The organism is Frankia sp. CcI156 (assembly GCF_001983015.1).
GTDB classification, from domain to species: domain Bacteria; phylum Actinomycetota; class Actinomycetes; order Frankiales; family Frankiaceae; genus Frankia; species Frankia casuarinae.
Genome location: NZ_MOMD01000007.1, coordinates 19356 through 35630 on the forward strand (window position 1 = coordinate 19356; position 16275 = coordinate 35630).

Annotated in this window: 10 protein-coding genes and 1 pseudogene; 8 read left to right on the forward strand and 3 right to left on the reverse strand. The window is 71.6% G+C overall.

All coding sequences use genetic code 11. The features are described 5' to 3' along the window. Positions 1 to 102 precede the first annotated feature (102 nt). A pseudogene (locus tag CcI156_RS03695) lies at positions 103 to 2245 on the forward strand (SpoIIE family protein phosphatase). Between the two features lie 62 nt (positions 2246 to 2307). Here the strand turns inward: CcI156_RS03695 and CcI156_RS03700 are convergent. Continuing rightward, entirely contained in the window at positions 2308 to 3840 is a 1533-nt protein-coding gene (locus tag CcI156_RS03700; RefSeq protein ID WP_076804301.1) for an SDR family oxidoreductase, read from the reverse strand. A gap of 129 nt (positions 3841 to 3969) precedes the next feature. Beyond that, positions 3970 to 4485: an HNH endonuclease gene (locus tag CcI156_RS03705; protein WP_011435599.1), complete on the reverse strand. Its 516-nt coding sequence runs from the start codon at positions 4483 to 4485 to the stop codon at positions 3970 to 3972. A gap of 481 nt (positions 4486 to 4966) precedes the next feature. On the opposite strand from CcI156_RS03705, the gene CcI156_RS03710 reads away from it, so the two are divergent. The 6 genes from CcI156_RS03710 to CcI156_RS03735 all read left to right on the forward strand — a co-directional run bounded on the left by CcI156_RS03710 (position 4967) and on the right by CcI156_RS03735 (position 12026). After that, the gene (locus CcI156_RS03710; RefSeq protein ID WP_082456646.1) at positions 4967 to 6232 is read left to right on the forward strand and encodes a mechanosensitive ion channel family protein; all 1266 of its coding nucleotides are present in this window, start codon (positions 4967 to 4969) and stop codon (positions 6230 to 6232) included. A gap of 136 nt (positions 6233 to 6368) precedes the next feature. Continuing rightward, entirely contained in the window at positions 6369 to 7088 is a 720-nt protein-coding gene (locus CcI156_RS03715) for a response regulator transcription factor (RefSeq protein WP_076804302.1), read from the forward strand. Between the two features lie 128 nt (positions 7089 to 7216). Further along, positions 7217 to 8767, forward strand: coding sequence for an ATP-binding protein (locus CcI156_RS03720; RefSeq protein WP_371681753.1), 1551 nt, complete (start codon positions 7217 to 7219; stop codon positions 8765 to 8767). Then, positions 8764 to 11151: a 4-alpha-glucanotransferase gene (malQ, locus tag CcI156_RS03725; protein WP_254847257.1), complete on the forward strand. Its 2388-nt coding sequence runs from the start codon at positions 8764 to 8766 to the stop codon at positions 11149 to 11151. Before CcI156_RS03720 ends, malQ begins: the two co-directional genes overlap by 4 nt. Positions 11152 to 11161: 10 nt before the next feature. After that, positions 11162 to 11602, forward strand: coding sequence for a hypothetical protein (locus CcI156_RS03730; protein ID WP_232234886.1), 441 nt, complete (start codon positions 11162 to 11164; stop codon positions 11600 to 11602). After that, the gene (locus CcI156_RS03735; protein WP_011435605.1) at positions 11589 to 12026 is read left to right on the forward strand and encodes a DUF5130 family protein; all 438 of its coding nucleotides are present in this window, start codon (positions 11589 to 11591) and stop codon (positions 12024 to 12026) included. The genes CcI156_RS03730 and CcI156_RS03735 overlap by 14 nt, the downstream gene beginning before the upstream one ends. Positions 12027 to 12160: 134 nt before the next feature. Here CcI156_RS03735 and pepN read toward each other — a convergent pair whose 3' ends face one another. Beyond that, complete coding sequence (pepN, locus tag CcI156_RS03740; RefSeq protein WP_076804321.1) at positions 12161 to 14710, reverse strand: aminopeptidase N; 2550 nt, start codon at positions 14708 to 14710, stop codon at positions 12161 to 12163. Positions 14711 to 15023: 313 nt separating this feature from the next. On the opposite strand from pepN, the gene CcI156_RS03745 reads away from it, so the two are divergent. After that, complete coding sequence (locus CcI156_RS03745) at positions 15024 to 16271, forward strand: AI-2E family transporter (RefSeq protein ID WP_011435607.1); 1248 nt, start codon at positions 15024 to 15026, stop codon at positions 16269 to 16271. The last annotated feature ends 4 nt before the right edge of the window (positions 16272 to 16275 follow it).

Sequence of the window (16275 nt, forward strand, 5' to 3'; positions counted from 1 at the left end):
GGATGTGATGGTGTGCCCGTGACGTCGGAACCATCCACCGGGAGTTCGCCCCAAGCGCCCGGTATATCAGGGTTCGTCAGTGAGTCGCGGAGGTCCGATCAGGTGCGGCGGTCGGCGTCCGCAGGTCTGCGGGCCGCGCGGGAGGCCGTCCGCGCGCTGTGTCACGGTGCTCGGGGGGACCATGACGACGGATCGGGCGGCTCCGATCCGTCCTTCCTGGCCGATGCCGGTCTCGTCCTCGGCACCTCCCTCGACCCCGATCGGGTCGTCGATCTGATCGCCGGACTCGCCGTGCCCCGCCTCGGCACGGGCGCCCTGGTGTGGCTGCGCGAGGGTGACCAGGTCAGGCTCGGTGCCTCGGTCTTCCACGACCCGAAAGTCGGCAAGATTATGCGGGCGATTGTCGCCACGCGGCCGCCCCAGCTCGCGGACGAATTCCCGCCGGGCGTCGTCATGCGTGAGGGCCAGACGTACTGTCTGCCGGACTTCGACGAGCTGCGCCCGGTGCCGCTGTTCCCGTACGAGCTCGCCTACCAGCAGTTCCGCCGGATCCAGAGCGGTCCAACCGTCACCGTCCCGTTGCCGGCGCACGGCCGGATCCTCGGCGCGATCACCGTCGGGCGCAGCACCGGCTTCTACTCCGGAGCGGAGGTGAACCTGCTGKAGGACTTCGCCCGGCGGGGGGCCGTCGCGCTGGAGAACGCACAACGCTTCCGCGAGGCACAGGAGTCCGCGCTGACCCTGCAACGGTCGCTCCTGCCGGCGCATCCCCCCGCACTCGACGGGGTCGAGATCGCGATGGAGTACCGGCCGGGGACGGCAGGCACGGAGGTGGGAGGCGATCTCTACGATGTCATACCGCTCGCCGGGGGACGGGTCGGGGTGGCCATCGGTGACGTGATGGGCCGCGGCCTGCATGCCGCGGCGGTGATGGGCCAGCTGCGGGCGGCGCTGCGCGCCTACGCCCTGGAGGATTGGAGCCCCGTCGAGGTGCTGACCCGGCTCGACCGGGTCGTCGGCCTGCTGCCCGGTCTCCAGCTCGCGACCTGTATGTACGCCGTCTATGACCGGAACACCGGCCGGGCGACGATCGCGAGTGCCGGCCATCTCGCGCCGTTGGTGATCCTTCCCGACGAGGACCCCGACTATCTGGTGCTCGACCCCGGGCTCCCGCTGGGAGTCTGCGAGGGGGGCGATGTTCAGCGAGACGACCGTCGCGCTTCCACCCGGATCGGCGTTGGTGATGTTCACCGACGGCCTGGTGGAGTCGCGACGCCGACCGCTCGTGGACGGCCTGGACAATCTTCGACGCGGTCTTACCACACAGCGGGCCCGGGCTGCCGCGGTAGGCCTCGAGGCGGTCGAAGTCGCAGCGGGTGCCGACGTGGCGGCCGGAGGCGAGGGCGAGGGCATGAGCGCGGAACGGACCGAGAAGGCGGAACGGACCGAGAAGGCGGAACGGACCGGGAAGGCGGGGACGGATCGGCGGGCCCCCGGCCCGTCGCTCGGCCCACCCCCCGGGGTGCCGGAACGCCGCTCCTGGGCGGACCGGCGGCGCCGGGCGCGCAGGGTGAACTTCGCGGCGCGTAGCTGGTTCGGTCCGGACACCGTCAACGGCCCCGGCGAGGGCCCCGTCGAGGAGACCGCCCGCACGCTGCTCGAACGGTGCCTGATCGCCGCCGATCTCCCGGCCCGGACCGACGACGACACCGCCATGGTGGTGCTCACCACGCAGGCCGTGAACCCGCCATTGCTCGAACTCGCGTTGCCCGCGGTGGCCGCGTCGGCAGGCGAGGCCCGGACAGCGATGCGTTCGGTCCTCGCCGAATGCGGGATCACCTCCGTCGAGGACGCGACGCTGCTGGTCAGCGAGGTGGTGACGAACGCGGTGCTGCACGCCCGCAGTGATCTGGTACTGCGGGCGTCGATGGAACCCGGTCGGCTGCGGATCAGTGTCGAGGACCGGGAAGGCGCGCGTCTGCCCCGGCCCGGCGCGGCCGCGGAGAACAAACCCGAGCCCGAGTCGGGGTGGGGCCTGCTGCTGGTCGAGGCGCTGGCGCTGGCCTGGGGCGTGGAGATGACCCCCGGGGGCAAGCGTGTCTGGTTCGACATCGAGATACCCGACCAGGAGCCGGGTGCTGCCGGCCCGACGAGACCGATCGTTGGACCCGATCCGTCTCCCTCGGCGGGCCCGTCCCGGAAGCCTCCTCTCGACCCGCCGATCCAGGGCCGGTGCTGGGGATAGCATCCGGGGCCGGGCCACCTGACGGGCCGGGCCACCTGACGAGCCGGGCCAAGGCCGCGTGATCAGGCGGTGGCGACGGCGCGGGCGGCCCATTCGTCCTCGGCCTTGCGCACGATGTTGCGCAGCATTCCACCGAAGACGGCCGCGTGGAACGGGCTGACCGACCACCAGTAGAGCTGCCCGGGAAGTCCGCGGGGCAGGAAACTCGCGCGCTGCGAGTAGGTCGTGGTGCCCTCGGAGTCCACCATCGAGCGTAGTTCCAGCCATGCCTCGCCAGGCAGCTTCATCTCGGCACGCAGCCGGAGCAGGTGGCCCGGTTCGATCTCCTCGACCCGCCAGAAGTCCAGCGCCTCCCCGACGTGCACCCGCTGCGGATCACGCCGACCCCGGCGCAGACCGACGCCACCGAGGGCGGTGTCCAGCCAGCCGCGGGCGGACCAGGCCAGGGGCCACGAGTACCAGCCGTTGTCGCCCCCGATGCCCTCGATGACGTGCCACAGACAGGCCGGCGGCGCCGCCACGGCMATGCTGCGCTCGTCGACGTAGAGGGATCCCCCGGCCCACTGCGGGTCGGTCGGCAGGGGCTCGTTCGGGGGGTGCGTGGCACCGGCGCCGTCCCCGTCGTCCGATGCGCCTCCCGAACCCGGCCACACCGCCGTCGACCATCGGGTCTTCACCGAACGCGCCCGCACCCGGGCCAGCGCGAGGGCCACCGCGGCGTCGAAGGGCAGCAGTCCCTCGGCAGGATCGGGGATCCAGCGGGCGACCTGGTGGTCGTGGACCACCACCTCGTTGCGCAAGGAACGGATGAGCGGCCTCGCGATGCCGCCCGGCACCGGGGTGACGAGCCCGACCCACAGCGAGGACAGTTCGGGGGACAGGATCGGAACCGGGACGATGATCCGGCGCCGCAGCCCCTCGATGGCGGCGAAGCGCTGCATCATCTCCGCATAGGTCAGGATGTCCGGGCCGCCCACGTCGAAGGTGCCCTCGACCTCGTCGGGGACGTCCAGAGCGCCGATCAGATAGTGCAGCACGTCCCGGACGGCGATTGGCTGGATCCYGGTCCGCACCCAGCGCGGCGTCAGCATCACCGGCAGGCGCTCCGTCAGGTAGCGCAGCATCTCGAACGAGGCGCTGCCGCTGCCGATGACGACCGCCGCACGCAGCACGATCGTCGGAACCCCCGAGCCGAGCAGGATCCTCCCGACCTCCTGGCGGGAGCTCAGATGGGCGGACGTGCCACCCGTCGTCGCCGGGCCCAGCCCGCCGAGGTAGACGATCCTGCGGACATCGGCCGCCCGGGCCGCGGCGGCGAAGGCGTTCGCCGCCCGCCGGTCGACCGCGGAGAAGTCACCACCACTGTCGATCGAGTGGATGAGGTAGTAGGCGACCTCGATCCCGTCGAGTGCGGACCGCAACGACTCCGGATCCCGGGCGTCGGCGCGGACGACCTCCGCCCGGACGGCCCACGGGATGTCCCGCAGCCGGACGGGATCCCGGGTCATGACCCGGACGTGGTGGCCACGGTCGAGCAGGCGGGGAGCCAGCCGGCCGCCGATGTACCCGGTCGCCCCGGTGACGAGGATGCGCACGCTGGTTACCTGCCCCGGTAGGCCCCGCCGTACCCTGGCACCCGGCCGATCCGCCGTCGCCGTGCCGGGGAACGCCTCGAACAGGCGGGGAACGCCCCGGGCGGGCAGGGACGCCCCGGGCGGGCGCCGTCAGGCCGAGGCGGCCTCGGTCACGTCGGTACTCAGGTAGGCCGACCAGCGTGGATCCATCCGACGGGAGCCCAGAATGCGCCAAGCGGCTCCGCTCGGCGCCCGTGGCGCCGTGCGGAGCCGCCAGCCGAGATCAGCGACGGCCCGGTCGGCTTTCAGATGGTTGCAGCGGCCACAGGCCGCCACGACGTTCTCCCACGCATGCGGGCCCCCACGGGAGCGTGGAATGACATGATCCAGTGATGTTGCCGGAGCATTGCAGTACACGCAGCGATGATGGTCGCGGGCCAGCACACCCTTACGGGTTAGCGGGACCTGCGAGCGGTACGGCACCCGGACGAAACGCGCTAACCGGACCACGATCGGGACATCGATGGATGCCGTCGCGGACCGAAGAACCTGCCCGGCCGATTCGACCATGACGGCCTTGTCGGTCAGGACCAGCACCAGCGCGCGCCTTTGCGACACCACGCACAGAGGCTCGTACGTGGCATTGAGAACCAGCGCCTCTGCCACGCGCCGACCTCCTGCCCACCGAGGGCCCTTTGCGGGCCGTTCTGCCCAGCGTCTCCGGTGACAATGGATAGTCAACCTTCTTCCGCGGCAGAACGCGAGCCTGTTTGCATGGTCATCGCCTTTCGTGCCGTGGCGCTGCACATATCTCGTGGCCTTTGTCACATGTGGGCGACCATTCTGTGACCATATCAATACGGAAAGTGCTTTTTTGAGTGTAGTGGGAGACCTGGCCGGGTTGGGTTGGAGAGTGGTTGGGCCGGAGCGTGGCCGTCCGTCGACCGGATCGGGGCCCCCACCGCCGGGCCACCGGCATGGGTGAGACTGACCTGCGGCCGCCGCCCCGGCCGCCGCGAGCGCGGGAGGGMCGGTGACCTCGGCCGGCTCGGGGAACTCCGAATGATCGCAATCTACCGGAAGGACGATCGACGCCGTGACGCCCGCCCCGTCCCTGCTGGCTCAGCCTCTCATCCCGTCGCTGGGAATGCTGCTGTCCGCCTCGCCGTCACCCACCGGATCGCCGGGCCCGACGTCCGGGCTGACGACGCCCACCCCGCTGCCCTCGCCGAGCCCGTCGGTGACCTCCGACCCGCTGGTGTCCCTGGAGGGCGTCGCGACCGCGCTGCGGGACGCCTGCGGGACCGATCCGGGGCTGCTGTGTCGCACCGTCTACAACACGACCCACAGTAACTATCTCGCCTCCGGGGCTGAGGTGTTCCTCGGTACCCCGATCCGCATCGCGCTCATTTTAGTGATCGCGTTCGTGGTGCGGGCGCTGCTGCACCGCTTCATCCGGCGCACCACCGACATCGGACACGCCACCGAACGGACTGGTTCCGGCAGTTGGGGCGGGTTGTTCCGGAGTTCCCGGGCCGGCTCTCTGCTGGGCGCGTTCGGCGACCCGGCAGTGCTGATGGAAAGGCGCCGTCAGCGTGCGGCGACGGTCGGTTCGCTGCTGCGCAGCGTGACGTCCATCTTCATCTTCGGCCTGGCATTCCTCAGCATCCTGGGTGAGCTGGGCATCAATCTCGCCCCCATCGTCGCCAGCGCCGGTGTGCTGGGAGTCGCGGTCGGTTTCGGTGCGCAGAACCTCGTCCGGGACTTCCTGTCGGGGATGTTCATGCTGCTGGAGGACCAGTACGGGGTGGGAGACGTGATCGATCTCGGTCCGGTCTCCGGCGCCGTGGAGGCGGTCAGTCTCCGGACGACCAGACTGCGCGACGTCGAGGGCACCGTCTGGTACGTCCGGAACGGCGAGATCACCAGGGTCGGTAACAAGAGCCAGCAATGGGCACGGACCGTGCTCGACGTTCCGCTCGACTACGACACCGAGGTCGCCACCGCCAAACGGGTGCTGGCCCGGACGGCGAACGAGCTCTGGGCGGACGCGAAGTGGAGCAGCCTCATCCTCGCCGAGCCCGAGGTCTGGGGCATGGAGACCATGACCTCGGACGGTTACACCCTGCGTGTCGCCATCAAGACCCAGCCGCTCAAGCAGTGGGAGGTCGCGCGTGAGCTGCGTGAGCGGGTCCGGACCTCGCTTGGCGCGGCTGGCATCGAGCTCGGTTCCGTGCAACGCAGTGAGGTGACCATGGTCGACGACGACGAGGAGACCGCCGGGAGCCGTGAGGAGGACGACGCGGATCCGGATGCCGGGGTCGGCGGGGGTGACGCGGACGCTCAGGGGACGGATCTGCCGCGGGCACGGATCGACCCGCCCGCCCCCGGCCCGTCGCACCTGAGGGGTTGATCTGGTCGGCCTGGGCGTGCCGGTCGGTCTGTCCGGGCTTGCGGTGGCTGAAACCGTCCTGAGGATCGCGGTACGTCTTCCTGAGACCGGCCCCGCGCAGCACCATCACCGCGTCGGGTGAAGGCAGACTGGGGGCGTGCGGGTACTGGTGGTGGACGACGACGCGGCTGTCCGGGAGTCCCTGGAACGCTCACTGCGGTTCGAGGGGTACGAGGTGGCCACGGCGGTGGACGGGGCGGACGCGCTCGATGTCATCGGCCGCGAGCGGCCGGACATCGTCGTGCTGGACGTGATGATGCCCCGGGTGGACGGGCTGGAGACCTGCCGTCGGCTGCGGGCCCAGGGCGACGACGTCCCGGTGCTCATGCTGACCGCTCGGGACGGCTTGGCCGACCGGGTCAGCGGCTTGGACGTCGGTGCCGACGACTACCTGGTCAAACCGTTCGCCCTGGAGGAGCTGTTCGCCCGGTTGCGGGCACTGATCCGCCGGGCGGCGTTGGCCGCGCGGGTGCGGGCGGCCGGGTCCAGAGGGATCCCCGACTCGACGCTTCGCTACGGCGGGGTCTGTCTGGATCAGGTCAGCCGCCAGGTGACCCGCGGTGATCGGGAGCTGATTCTGACCAAGACCGAGTTCGAGCTGCTGGAGTTGTTTCTCGCTCATCCGCGTCAGGTGCTCTCCCGCTCCATGATCATGGAGCGGGTTTGGGGGTATGACTTCGGCCCGACGTCGAACTCGCTGGAGGTCTTCGTGAGCTACCTGCGCCGCAAGCTCGAGGCGAACGGCGAGCCCAGGCTGTTGCACACCGTGCGCGGAGTTGGCTACGTGCTGCGTGAGCCGTCGGGGGRCCGGGCGTGAGCAGTGCCCCCGACCAGGGGGCCGCGCCCTCGCCGTGGTGGCCGCAGCCGGYAGCGGGGCATGCGGCGGTGGGGCAGCCGGTAGCGGGTCGTCCGGCGGTGGGGCAGCCGGTAGCGGGGCATGCGGCGGTGAACGGGCGCGCCGGCCGGTTGGACGGGTTCGCGCGGCGGGTCCACCCGGGACGTCACCCCAGGATCCGGTTTTCCTCCCCGCTCGGTCAGCTGACGTTGCGGGCCCGGCTCGCCCTGCTCGTCGGGATGGCGGTGGCTGCCGCCGTGACGGTCGTCGCCGGGGTGTCGCTGGGGGCGACCAGCATYGTGCTGAACCAGGCCATCGACGACCAGCTCGTAGAGCAGGCTGAGGCGTCGGCGCGCACCATCCAGACCAGCCCGCTGGGGCTGGAACTGCAGGCGTTCAGCTTCGGGCTGGAGGGCCAGTTCCTCGACGCCGCCGGCAATCCGCTGGAGAACGCCGTCTCGTCCTGGAACAGCGTGCGGATCCCGGTCGACTCCGCCGACGCCGAGGTGGCCCGGCGGGAGCGGGCCCAGAACCTGCGCACGATCGCCGTTGACGGGCAGTCCTACCGGCTTGTCACGGTTCCGCTGCAACGTCCCGCGTCCGGCGGTGCATTGCAGCTCGCCCGGCCGACCACCGACGTCGACCGGACCCTGCGCGACCTCGCGCTGGTGCTGCTTGTCGTCGGGATCGTCGGGGTGGTCGGCTCGGTGCTCGCCGGACAGATCGTGGCACGTGCCGCGCTCAAACCCGTTGACGCCGCGGCCGCGGCCGCCGAGGAGGTCGCTCGTACCCAGAATTTGTCGGCGCTCATCCCGGTGACCGGATCCGACGAGATCACCCGGCTGGCGGAGAGCCTCAACAGCATGCTGCGCGCGCTGGAGGCATCTCGGGCCCGCCAGCGCCAGCTCGTCGACGATGCCAGCCACGAGCTGCGCACCCCGTTGACGAGCCTGCGTACGAACATCGAACTGTTGCTGCGCGCCGAGGCGAACCCGCATCGCGCGCTGCCCGCGGCCGACCATGAGGCACTGCTACGCGACGTGGACGCGCAGATGCGCGAACTGTCCGGCCTCGTCAGCGAACTGGTTGAGCTCGCCCGGGACGAGGCGCCCACCGAGGAGGTGGAACGGCTCGATCTCGCGGAGATCGTGCGAGCCGCGGCCGAACGGGCCCGGCGCCGCGCCACCGGCAAGAGCATCAGCATCGAGCTCGACGCGACTCCCTCGACGGTCGACGGGCGGGCGAACATGCTCGAACGGGCGATCACCAACCTGCTCGACAACGCCGTGAAGTTCTCGCCGCCCGCCTCCGTCGTCCGGGTCGGCTCCCGGGACGGCGAGGTAACCGTCGCGGATGACGGACCGGGCATCGCGCCGGAGGACCGCGTGCAGGTGTTCGACCGCTTCTACCGGGCCACCTCCGCGCGGGGCCTGCCCGGATCCGGGCTCGGCCTCGCGATCGTCGCGGATGCCGTGCACACCCACCGGGGTACCGTCACCGCGGAGAGTTCCCCGAGTGGCGGGGCGTTGCTGCGGATGCGGCTGCCGGTCGTTGACGACCCCGGTCCGCTGGGCCCGGCCACCACACCGGGTCCGGCGCCGAACCCGCCGGACGGCGCTGCTTCGCCTCCGGACCGCGCGGGCGAGAATCCCAGGCCGTGACTTCCGACTGCCCCGCCGTGCCCACCGCATCCGCGTCTGCGTCCTCCGCGTCCCCCGCGTCCCCCGCCGGTCCCACCGCCCCGGCGGGACCGCAGCCCGCTGGGACGCCGGTGGTGGACCCCACCATCGACCCGGTCCTCGCCGAACTCGCCGCAGTGTCCGGCGTGGCGACGTCCTACCTCGGGGCCGACGGTGTCCCGGTACAGGTCGCGCCGGACACCGTCCGKGCCGTCCTGCGGCTGGCGGGGGTCGATCCGACGGATCCCGCCGCAGCGCTCGCGGCGGCGCTGGAGCGGCCTTGGCGACGCCGGGTGCCGGCCTGCGCCGTCGTCGTCGCCGCAGCACCGCGCCCGGTGGTCGTTCACACGCCCGTGGAGATCATTCCACACGCTGAGCTGGAGCTCGGCACCGGCGGCCGAATCGTCCTCGATCCCCCTGGCGCCCCCCTGGCCGAGCGGGTGCTCGACGGCGTGCCCTGGGTCGCCCGGCCGATAGGGCTCCCGGCGGGTCTGCCCTTGGGGGACCACGTGCTGCACATCGACGCCGGAACCGAGCGGCATCGCTGCCAGGTCGTTGCCGTGCCGGCCGCGGTGCCCGGCCCCGCCGCCCTCGCCCCGCCGGCCCGCGCCTGGGGCTGGATGATCCAGCTCTACGCGCTCACCTCGACGTCGTCCTGGGGGATGGGGGACTATGGCGATCTCGCGACGCTCGCCGACTGGTCGGGCCGGGCGGGTGCCGACGTGCTGCTGGTGAATCCGCTGCATGCGGGTGCGCCGACCCTGCCCGTCGCGGCGTCCCCCTACTCGCCCGCAAGCCGCCGTTTCGTCTCCCCGCTCTACCTGCGACCGGAGCGGACGCCCGAGTACGCCCGGGCCGATCCCGCCACCCGGGCTGCCGTTGACAAGCTCGCCCGCGGCGCCCGTCGCGACGGGCGGCGGGACGGTCTGCTCGATCGGGACGCGGTGTGGCGGGCGAAGCTGGCCGCGCTGGAACTGCTCTTCGAGGTCTTCCGGCGTGGCGGCGAGCAGGTGGCATCCGCCGGGTCCGCCGCTTCCGAGCCCGCCGCCGAGCCGGCCGGGTCCGACCTGATCGATTTCGCGACCTGGAGCGCGCTCGCCGAGCGGTACGGCCCGGACTGGCGGACCTGGCCGGCGCGTCTCGCTCATCCGGGCGCGCCCGCCGTCGCCGAGGCGAGGGCGCAGCTGGCCGACCGTGTCGCCTTCCACGTGTGGCTCCAGCAGCGCTGCGACCAGCAGCTCGCCGCGGCGCAGGCCGCCGCCCGGGCCGCCGGGATGGCCGCCGGGATCGTGCACGACCTGGCCGTCGGCGTCGATCCGGGCGGTGCGGACGCCTGGGCGCTGCAGGACGTTCTCGCCGTCGGCGCGAGCGTGGGGGCCCCACCGGACACCTTCAACCAGCAGGGCCAGGACTGGGGGCTGCCGCCGTGGCGGCCGGACGCCCTGGCCGAGGCCGGGTACGCGCCGTTGCGTCAGATGGTCGCCTCGGTGCTGCGCCGCGGCGGCGGGCTGCGGGTCGACCACATCCTCGGCCTGTTCCGGCTGTGGTGGATTCCGGCTGGGGCGGGCGCCGCTCACGGGACATACGTGCGTTACGACGCCGASGCGATGCTCGGCCTGCTCGCGTTGGAGGCCGCCCGTGCCGGCGCCGTCGTCGTCGGGGAGGATCTGGGTACCGTCGAGGCATCGGTGGCGACGACGCTCGCCCGCATGAACGTGCTGGGTTCGACGGTGCTGTGGTTCGAGCAGGACGCCGAGGGCCGCCCGTTGCCGCCGACGGCGTACCGGGCGGCGACGATGGCCAGCCTCACCACGCACGACCTGCCCACCGCCGCCGGCTACCTCGAGGGCGAGCACGTGCGCACCCGCGCCCGGTTGGGGCTGCTCGGGCGTTCGGAGGAGGCCGAGGCGGCCGGCTGGCGAGCCGAGCGGGACGCGTTGGTCGAGCTGGTGCGATCCGAGGGGCTGGTGGATCCGGCGGGCGCGGCGGCGGGCCTCGGCGGACGGGGGAACCCCGGCGGGCGCGGCCGGCCGGAGTTCGACCCCGCCGTTCGGCAGGAGATCGTTTTCGCGCTGCACCGGCTGCTGGTGCGGTCTTCGTGCCGCATCGTGCTCGGGTCGCCGGGTGACGCGCTGGGCGACCGGCATCAGCCGAACCTGCCGGGCACGACCGACGCCTATCCGAACTGGCGGCTCCCGGTGACCGACTCCGCCGGTCGGCCGGTTACGGTGGAACGTCTGCTGACCGATCCGGACGTGCGCCGGCTTGGCGAGTTCCTCGCCCAGGTCCGGGTTGCCCAGGTCCGGGGCGTGTCGTCCACCGGTGCGGCATCCCCAGACGAGGACCGTAACCCCATTTCCCGGTAATCTTCGCTGCGTGACTCGACGTCGACCGCGCCAGACCCGATGGCTGCCGTTCGCCGGCACCTCCCGCCCGTGGCCGGGGGCACACCCCGCGCCGGGGTCGCGATCCAGGATCGCGCCGCGCCGGGTTCTCACCGTTGTCGGCCTCGCGCTGTTCGCGGTGCCGGTGTTCGCGGTGAGCGCCTCGGCCGGGGAGATCGGAACCCCCTACAACCCCGATCCGCTCACGGCCGTGCAGTCATGGGCGATCTACGGCGGCACCATCGTCGGTGGGTTCGTCATCGCGATCCTGCTGGCCGCGTGGTCGAGCCGCAAGAGCGGGCCGGTGCGCTACCGCCCGGGGCAGCCCTGGGAGCACGACGAGATCTGGATCGGCTCCAAGCCGGAGGAGATCGAGGGCGAGCAGACGAAGACCGCCCTTCCCGGCGCGGGTGGTGCCAGTGGCAACTGGTGAGCCGTTCACCCACGAGCAGCTCGACCGGCTGAACCGGGCCCGGGAGCTTGCCGAGACGCGTACCGGCATCCACGTCAGCATCCGGATCGGCGCGGTGCGCGGCGACGTCCGGCTCGCCGCCGAGCGGATCCTCGCGAACCTCGTCAACGACGCGGGGCGGGATGCCGCCGTGCTGATCCTCGTCTCGCCCGGGCAGCGGTTCGTACGGATCGCCACGACCCCGGCCGCCAGGAAGCGGATCAGCGACTCGGCCACCGGGCTCGCCGCGTTGACGATGGCCTCCAGCTTCGCGCTGGGCGATCTGGTCGGCGGCCTGATCACCGGCATCCGCCAGCTCGCGGACGCGGCAGGTGGCGCGGGCGGCGCAGCCGCCGGGACCCTCCCCCCGACGCAGCCTTCGTTGGCGGTCAGCCCGACGCCCTGACCCCGCTGATCCCGGAGGAGCCGGCCCGGCCGGCTCCTCCCGGCCCGGCCGGCTCCTCCCGGCCCGGCCGGCTCCTCCCGGCCCGGCCGGCTCCTCCCGGCCCGGCCGGCTCCGACCGGCCTGATGCGGGTACGCTACGCCGCCGCCTCGATGTCCTTCTTGCGTGCGGCCAGCGCCCGGACGAGCCCGTCGCGGCCTTCCAGCAGGGCCCGCCGCAGGGGCGGGACCGGGTTGTGCTCGGCCAGGTAGGCGTCGACCTTCGCCACCGTCTCCGGTTCGATCACCGACGCCGGGAACAGCATCTGGGTGATGGTGGAGGCCATGTCGAAGCTGCGGGTCTCCCAGATCCCAGCGATCTCGTCGAAGAAACGGTCCACGTAGGGCCGGGTCAGCTCGAGCTGGTCGGAGATCCAGAAACCGCCCATCGTCGCGGCGGCCAAGTGGTTCGACAGGGTGTCCGAGTCCATGACCGCCGACCAGGCTGCGGCCTTCGCCGCCGCGGTCGGCCGTGCCGCCCGCGCGGTCGCAGCTCGCTTCTCGCCGGTGGCGGTGCGGTCGCGGGCGAGCTCCGTGTCGATCTCGGCGTCGGCGTACACGCCCCGGGCGACGAGTTGGGTCAGCAGGGTCCAGCGCAGCTCGGTGTCGAGCACGAGCCCCTCGATGACGTCGGTGCCCTCGAACAGCGCCCGGATCCGCGCCACCTGGTCGGCCTCCTCGGCCTGGGCGAAGGAGGTGGTGTAGACGAGCTGCAGGTCGCTGCCGGGGGCCGCGGCGCGCGCCAGCTCCTCGGCGCGTTCCGTCAGCGCGCGCAGCGCGGGCTTCCGGTTTGCCGGGTCGCCGTAGGTGTCGATCGTCAGGTCCGCCTTGGCCAGCAGCGACTGCACCACGCCGATGTCGTCCTCAGCGGTCACCCCGGACAGCACGAGCCGGACGTAGTCCCGGGCGGCGAGTTCGGCGTCGCGGGTCATGTCCCAGGCCGCCGCCCAGCACAGCGTCCGGGGCAGTGACTGGGAGATGGCGCCGATCGCCTCGACGAGCGTGGCCAGCGACCGCTCGTCGAGGCGCACCTTCGCGTACGTGAGGTCGTCGTCGTTGAGCAGGATCAGATCCGGCTGGCGGGCACCGACGAGCTTGGCGACCTCGGTGAGCTTGCCCGTCACGTCGAGCTCGACCCGTTCCCGCCGGACCAGCGCGCCGGTGGCGTCCCGATCGTAAAGGCCGATCGCGAGCCGGTGCGGGCGCAGCGTGCGCGAGGCGGTCGGCGGCGCCGACGCCGGCTCCTGCACCACGTCGAACGAGGTGAACAGGCCCGAGGAGTCGGTGAAGAAGCGCGGCCGCAGGGTGTTCGCGCCGGTGGTCTCCAGCCAGTCCGCGGACCAGGCGGTAAGGTTCCGCCCGCTGGCGTTCTCCAACTCGTCGAGCAGGTCGCGCAGCGACGTGTTCGCGTACTCGTAGCGGCGGAAGTACGCCCGCAGYCCGGCGAGGAACTCCTCTTGGCCGACCCAGGCCACGAGCTGCTTGAGCACCGAGGCGCCCTTGGCGTAGGTGATGCCGTCGAAGTTCGTCCGTACCGCGTCCATGTCCGGGGCGTCGGCGACGATCGGGTGCGTGGAGGAGAGCTGGTCCTGGCGGTAGGCCCAGYCCTTCTCCGCGTTGGCGAAGGTCGTCCAGCCGTTGGTGAAGCGGGTCGCGTTCACCTGGGCGAGGACCGACATGTAGGTGGCGAACGACTCGTTCAGCCACAGGTCGTCCCACCAGCGCATGGTGACCAGGTCACCGAACCACATGTGCGCCATCTCGTGCAGGATCGTCTCGGCGCGCCGCTCGCGGCGGGCCTCGGTCACCTTCGCCCGGAAGACATACTCCTCCAGGAAGGTCACGCAGCCGGCGTTCTCCATCGCCCCGGCGTTGAACTCGGGCACGAACAACTGGTCGTACTTGCCGAACGGGTACCGGTAGTCGAACACCCGGTGGTAGAAGTCGAACCCGGCTTTGGTGATCTCGAAGAGCTCGGCGGGGTCGAGGAACTCGGCCAGCGATCGGCGGCAGTAGAGGCCCAGGTCGATGCCGTCGTGGTGGTCGCGGACCTCGTGGTACGGGCCGGCGACGAGCGCGGTGATGTACGTCGACATCACCGGGGTGGTCAGGAAGCGGATGGTGCGCACCCCGATCGCGGCCTCCGCCACCGCGGCGACCGCGCTGTTGGAGATCGCCTTCCAGTCCGCCGGGACGGTGACCGTGAGGGTGAACGTCGCCTTGAGGTCGGGCTGGTCGAAGCAGGCGTACATCCGGTGCGCGTCGTACGTCTCGAACTGKGTGTAGAGGTAAACGGCCTCGTCCACCGGGTCGACGAAGCGGTGCAGGCCCTCACCGGTGCGGGAGTAGACGCCGTCCGCCACCACCGTGAGCCGGTTCGACTCCGCGAGGTTATCGAGCCGGATCCGCTCGCCGTCGAACACCGCGGCGGGGTCGAGCGGCGCTCCGTTGAGAACGACCTCGTCGACCTTCGCGGCGGCGAGCTCGATGAACGTCGACGCCCCAGGCTCGACGCAGGTGAAGATGACCGCGGTTGACGTGCGGAAGGTCTCGTGGCCGGTCGTCAGGTCGAGTTCGACGTCATAGGAGGCAACGTTGAGCAGGCGGGCGCGCTCGCGCGCCTCGTCGCGGGTGAGGTTGTTGGGCACCCGGTTCCTTTCGGACGGCACGGACTTGCAGGACTGCACACGGTCATCACCGTGTTCCCAGTCTCCCACGCCGATGAGGGGAACGGTCGCCGCCGGGGGACGTGGTGGTCGGGGACGTGGTGGTCGGGCCGTCGGCCGTGGTACCGGTGCCGGAGATGGTGGATTGTGGTGATTGGCGCGGGGTGCCCGCTCTCGCTGGTCGCCGATGCGGCACGATGGCGACATCTTCCGCGTGACCAGCCTGCGGGAGGATCGGGATGTCCGCGCGGTCGCGGGAAGGCAGGAAGAGGGCAGGACAGGAAGGGAGCCGCCGGTGAGACGGGTGGCGGGGCTCGGTCGCGTCCCCGGGCGCCCTCACCGGGCTCGCCGGGCCTCAGCCGTTCCGGCCGGCGGTGGGTCGTCCACCGCGCCGATGCCCACCGCGCCGATGCCCACCGCGCCGATGCCCGAGGCGGCGGCATCCGAGCCACCAGGCGGGCCGCGGGCCGCCGGCGGGGGGGAGTCCCCGGCTCGGCGGGCCGACTATCACATCCCGGTCGCGCTGCGGGTCTCGGCGGGCTGGTCGTGGCGTCTGATCGTCACGGGCGCGGCCATCTACATCCTGCTGATGGTCGTGGGACGGGTCCGGATCGTGGTGATTCCGCTCATCGCCGGGCTGCTCATCGCCGCTCTCATCCATCCGCTCGCGCACCGGCTGCAGCGGCTCGGTATGAACCGGCTGGGCGCTGCCTTCACCGCGTTGTTCGTGTTCTTCGCGGTGTTCGTGGGTGCCGGGGTGGCGGTGGGCTTCAACGCAGCGAACGAGATCCCCACGGTCAGCGATCAGGTCAGCGAGGGCGTCGAGCAGATCCGCGGCTATCTGAGAAACGGTCCGCTCCACCTGTCACAGAGCCAGATCGACAATCTGGTCGACGACATCCGCAAGAGCCTGGCGAACAACCGGGGGCGCCTGGTCTCCGGGGTGATCTCCGGCGCCTCGGTGGCCGCCGAGGTGCTCACCGGCCTGCTCGTCACCCTGTTCTCGACCTTCTTCTTCCTGTACGACGGGGATCGTATCTGGAACTGGATCGTCACCCGCTTCCCGGACGGAGCGGAGGAGCGGGTGCGTGGCGCCGGTCGGGAGGCGTGGAACACGTTGACCGGCTACATTCGTGGGACGGTCTTTGTCGCGGCGGTCGACGCGATCGGTATCACCATCGGCCTGGTCGGCGTGGGTGTCCCGCTCGTCGCGCCGCTGGCCCTGCTGACGTTCTTCGGCGGGTTCGTCCCGATTGTCGGGGCGACGGTGGCCGGCGCCGCGGCGGTACTGGTGACCCTGGTCTCGAATGGCGTGCCGGATGCGTTGATCATTCTGGGTGTCGTGTTGGCCGTGCAGCAGGTCGAGGGGCACCTGTTGCAGCCGCTGGTCATGCGGCGGGCGGTGCGGTTGCATCCGCTCGCGATTGTCATCGCGCTGTCGGCCGGTGGCGTGTTGGCCGGCATCCCCGGTGCCATCGCCGCCGTTCCGTTCGCTGCCATGGTGAACAGGGTCGCCGGTTATCTCGCCGTGAGCGGGAAGTGACCAC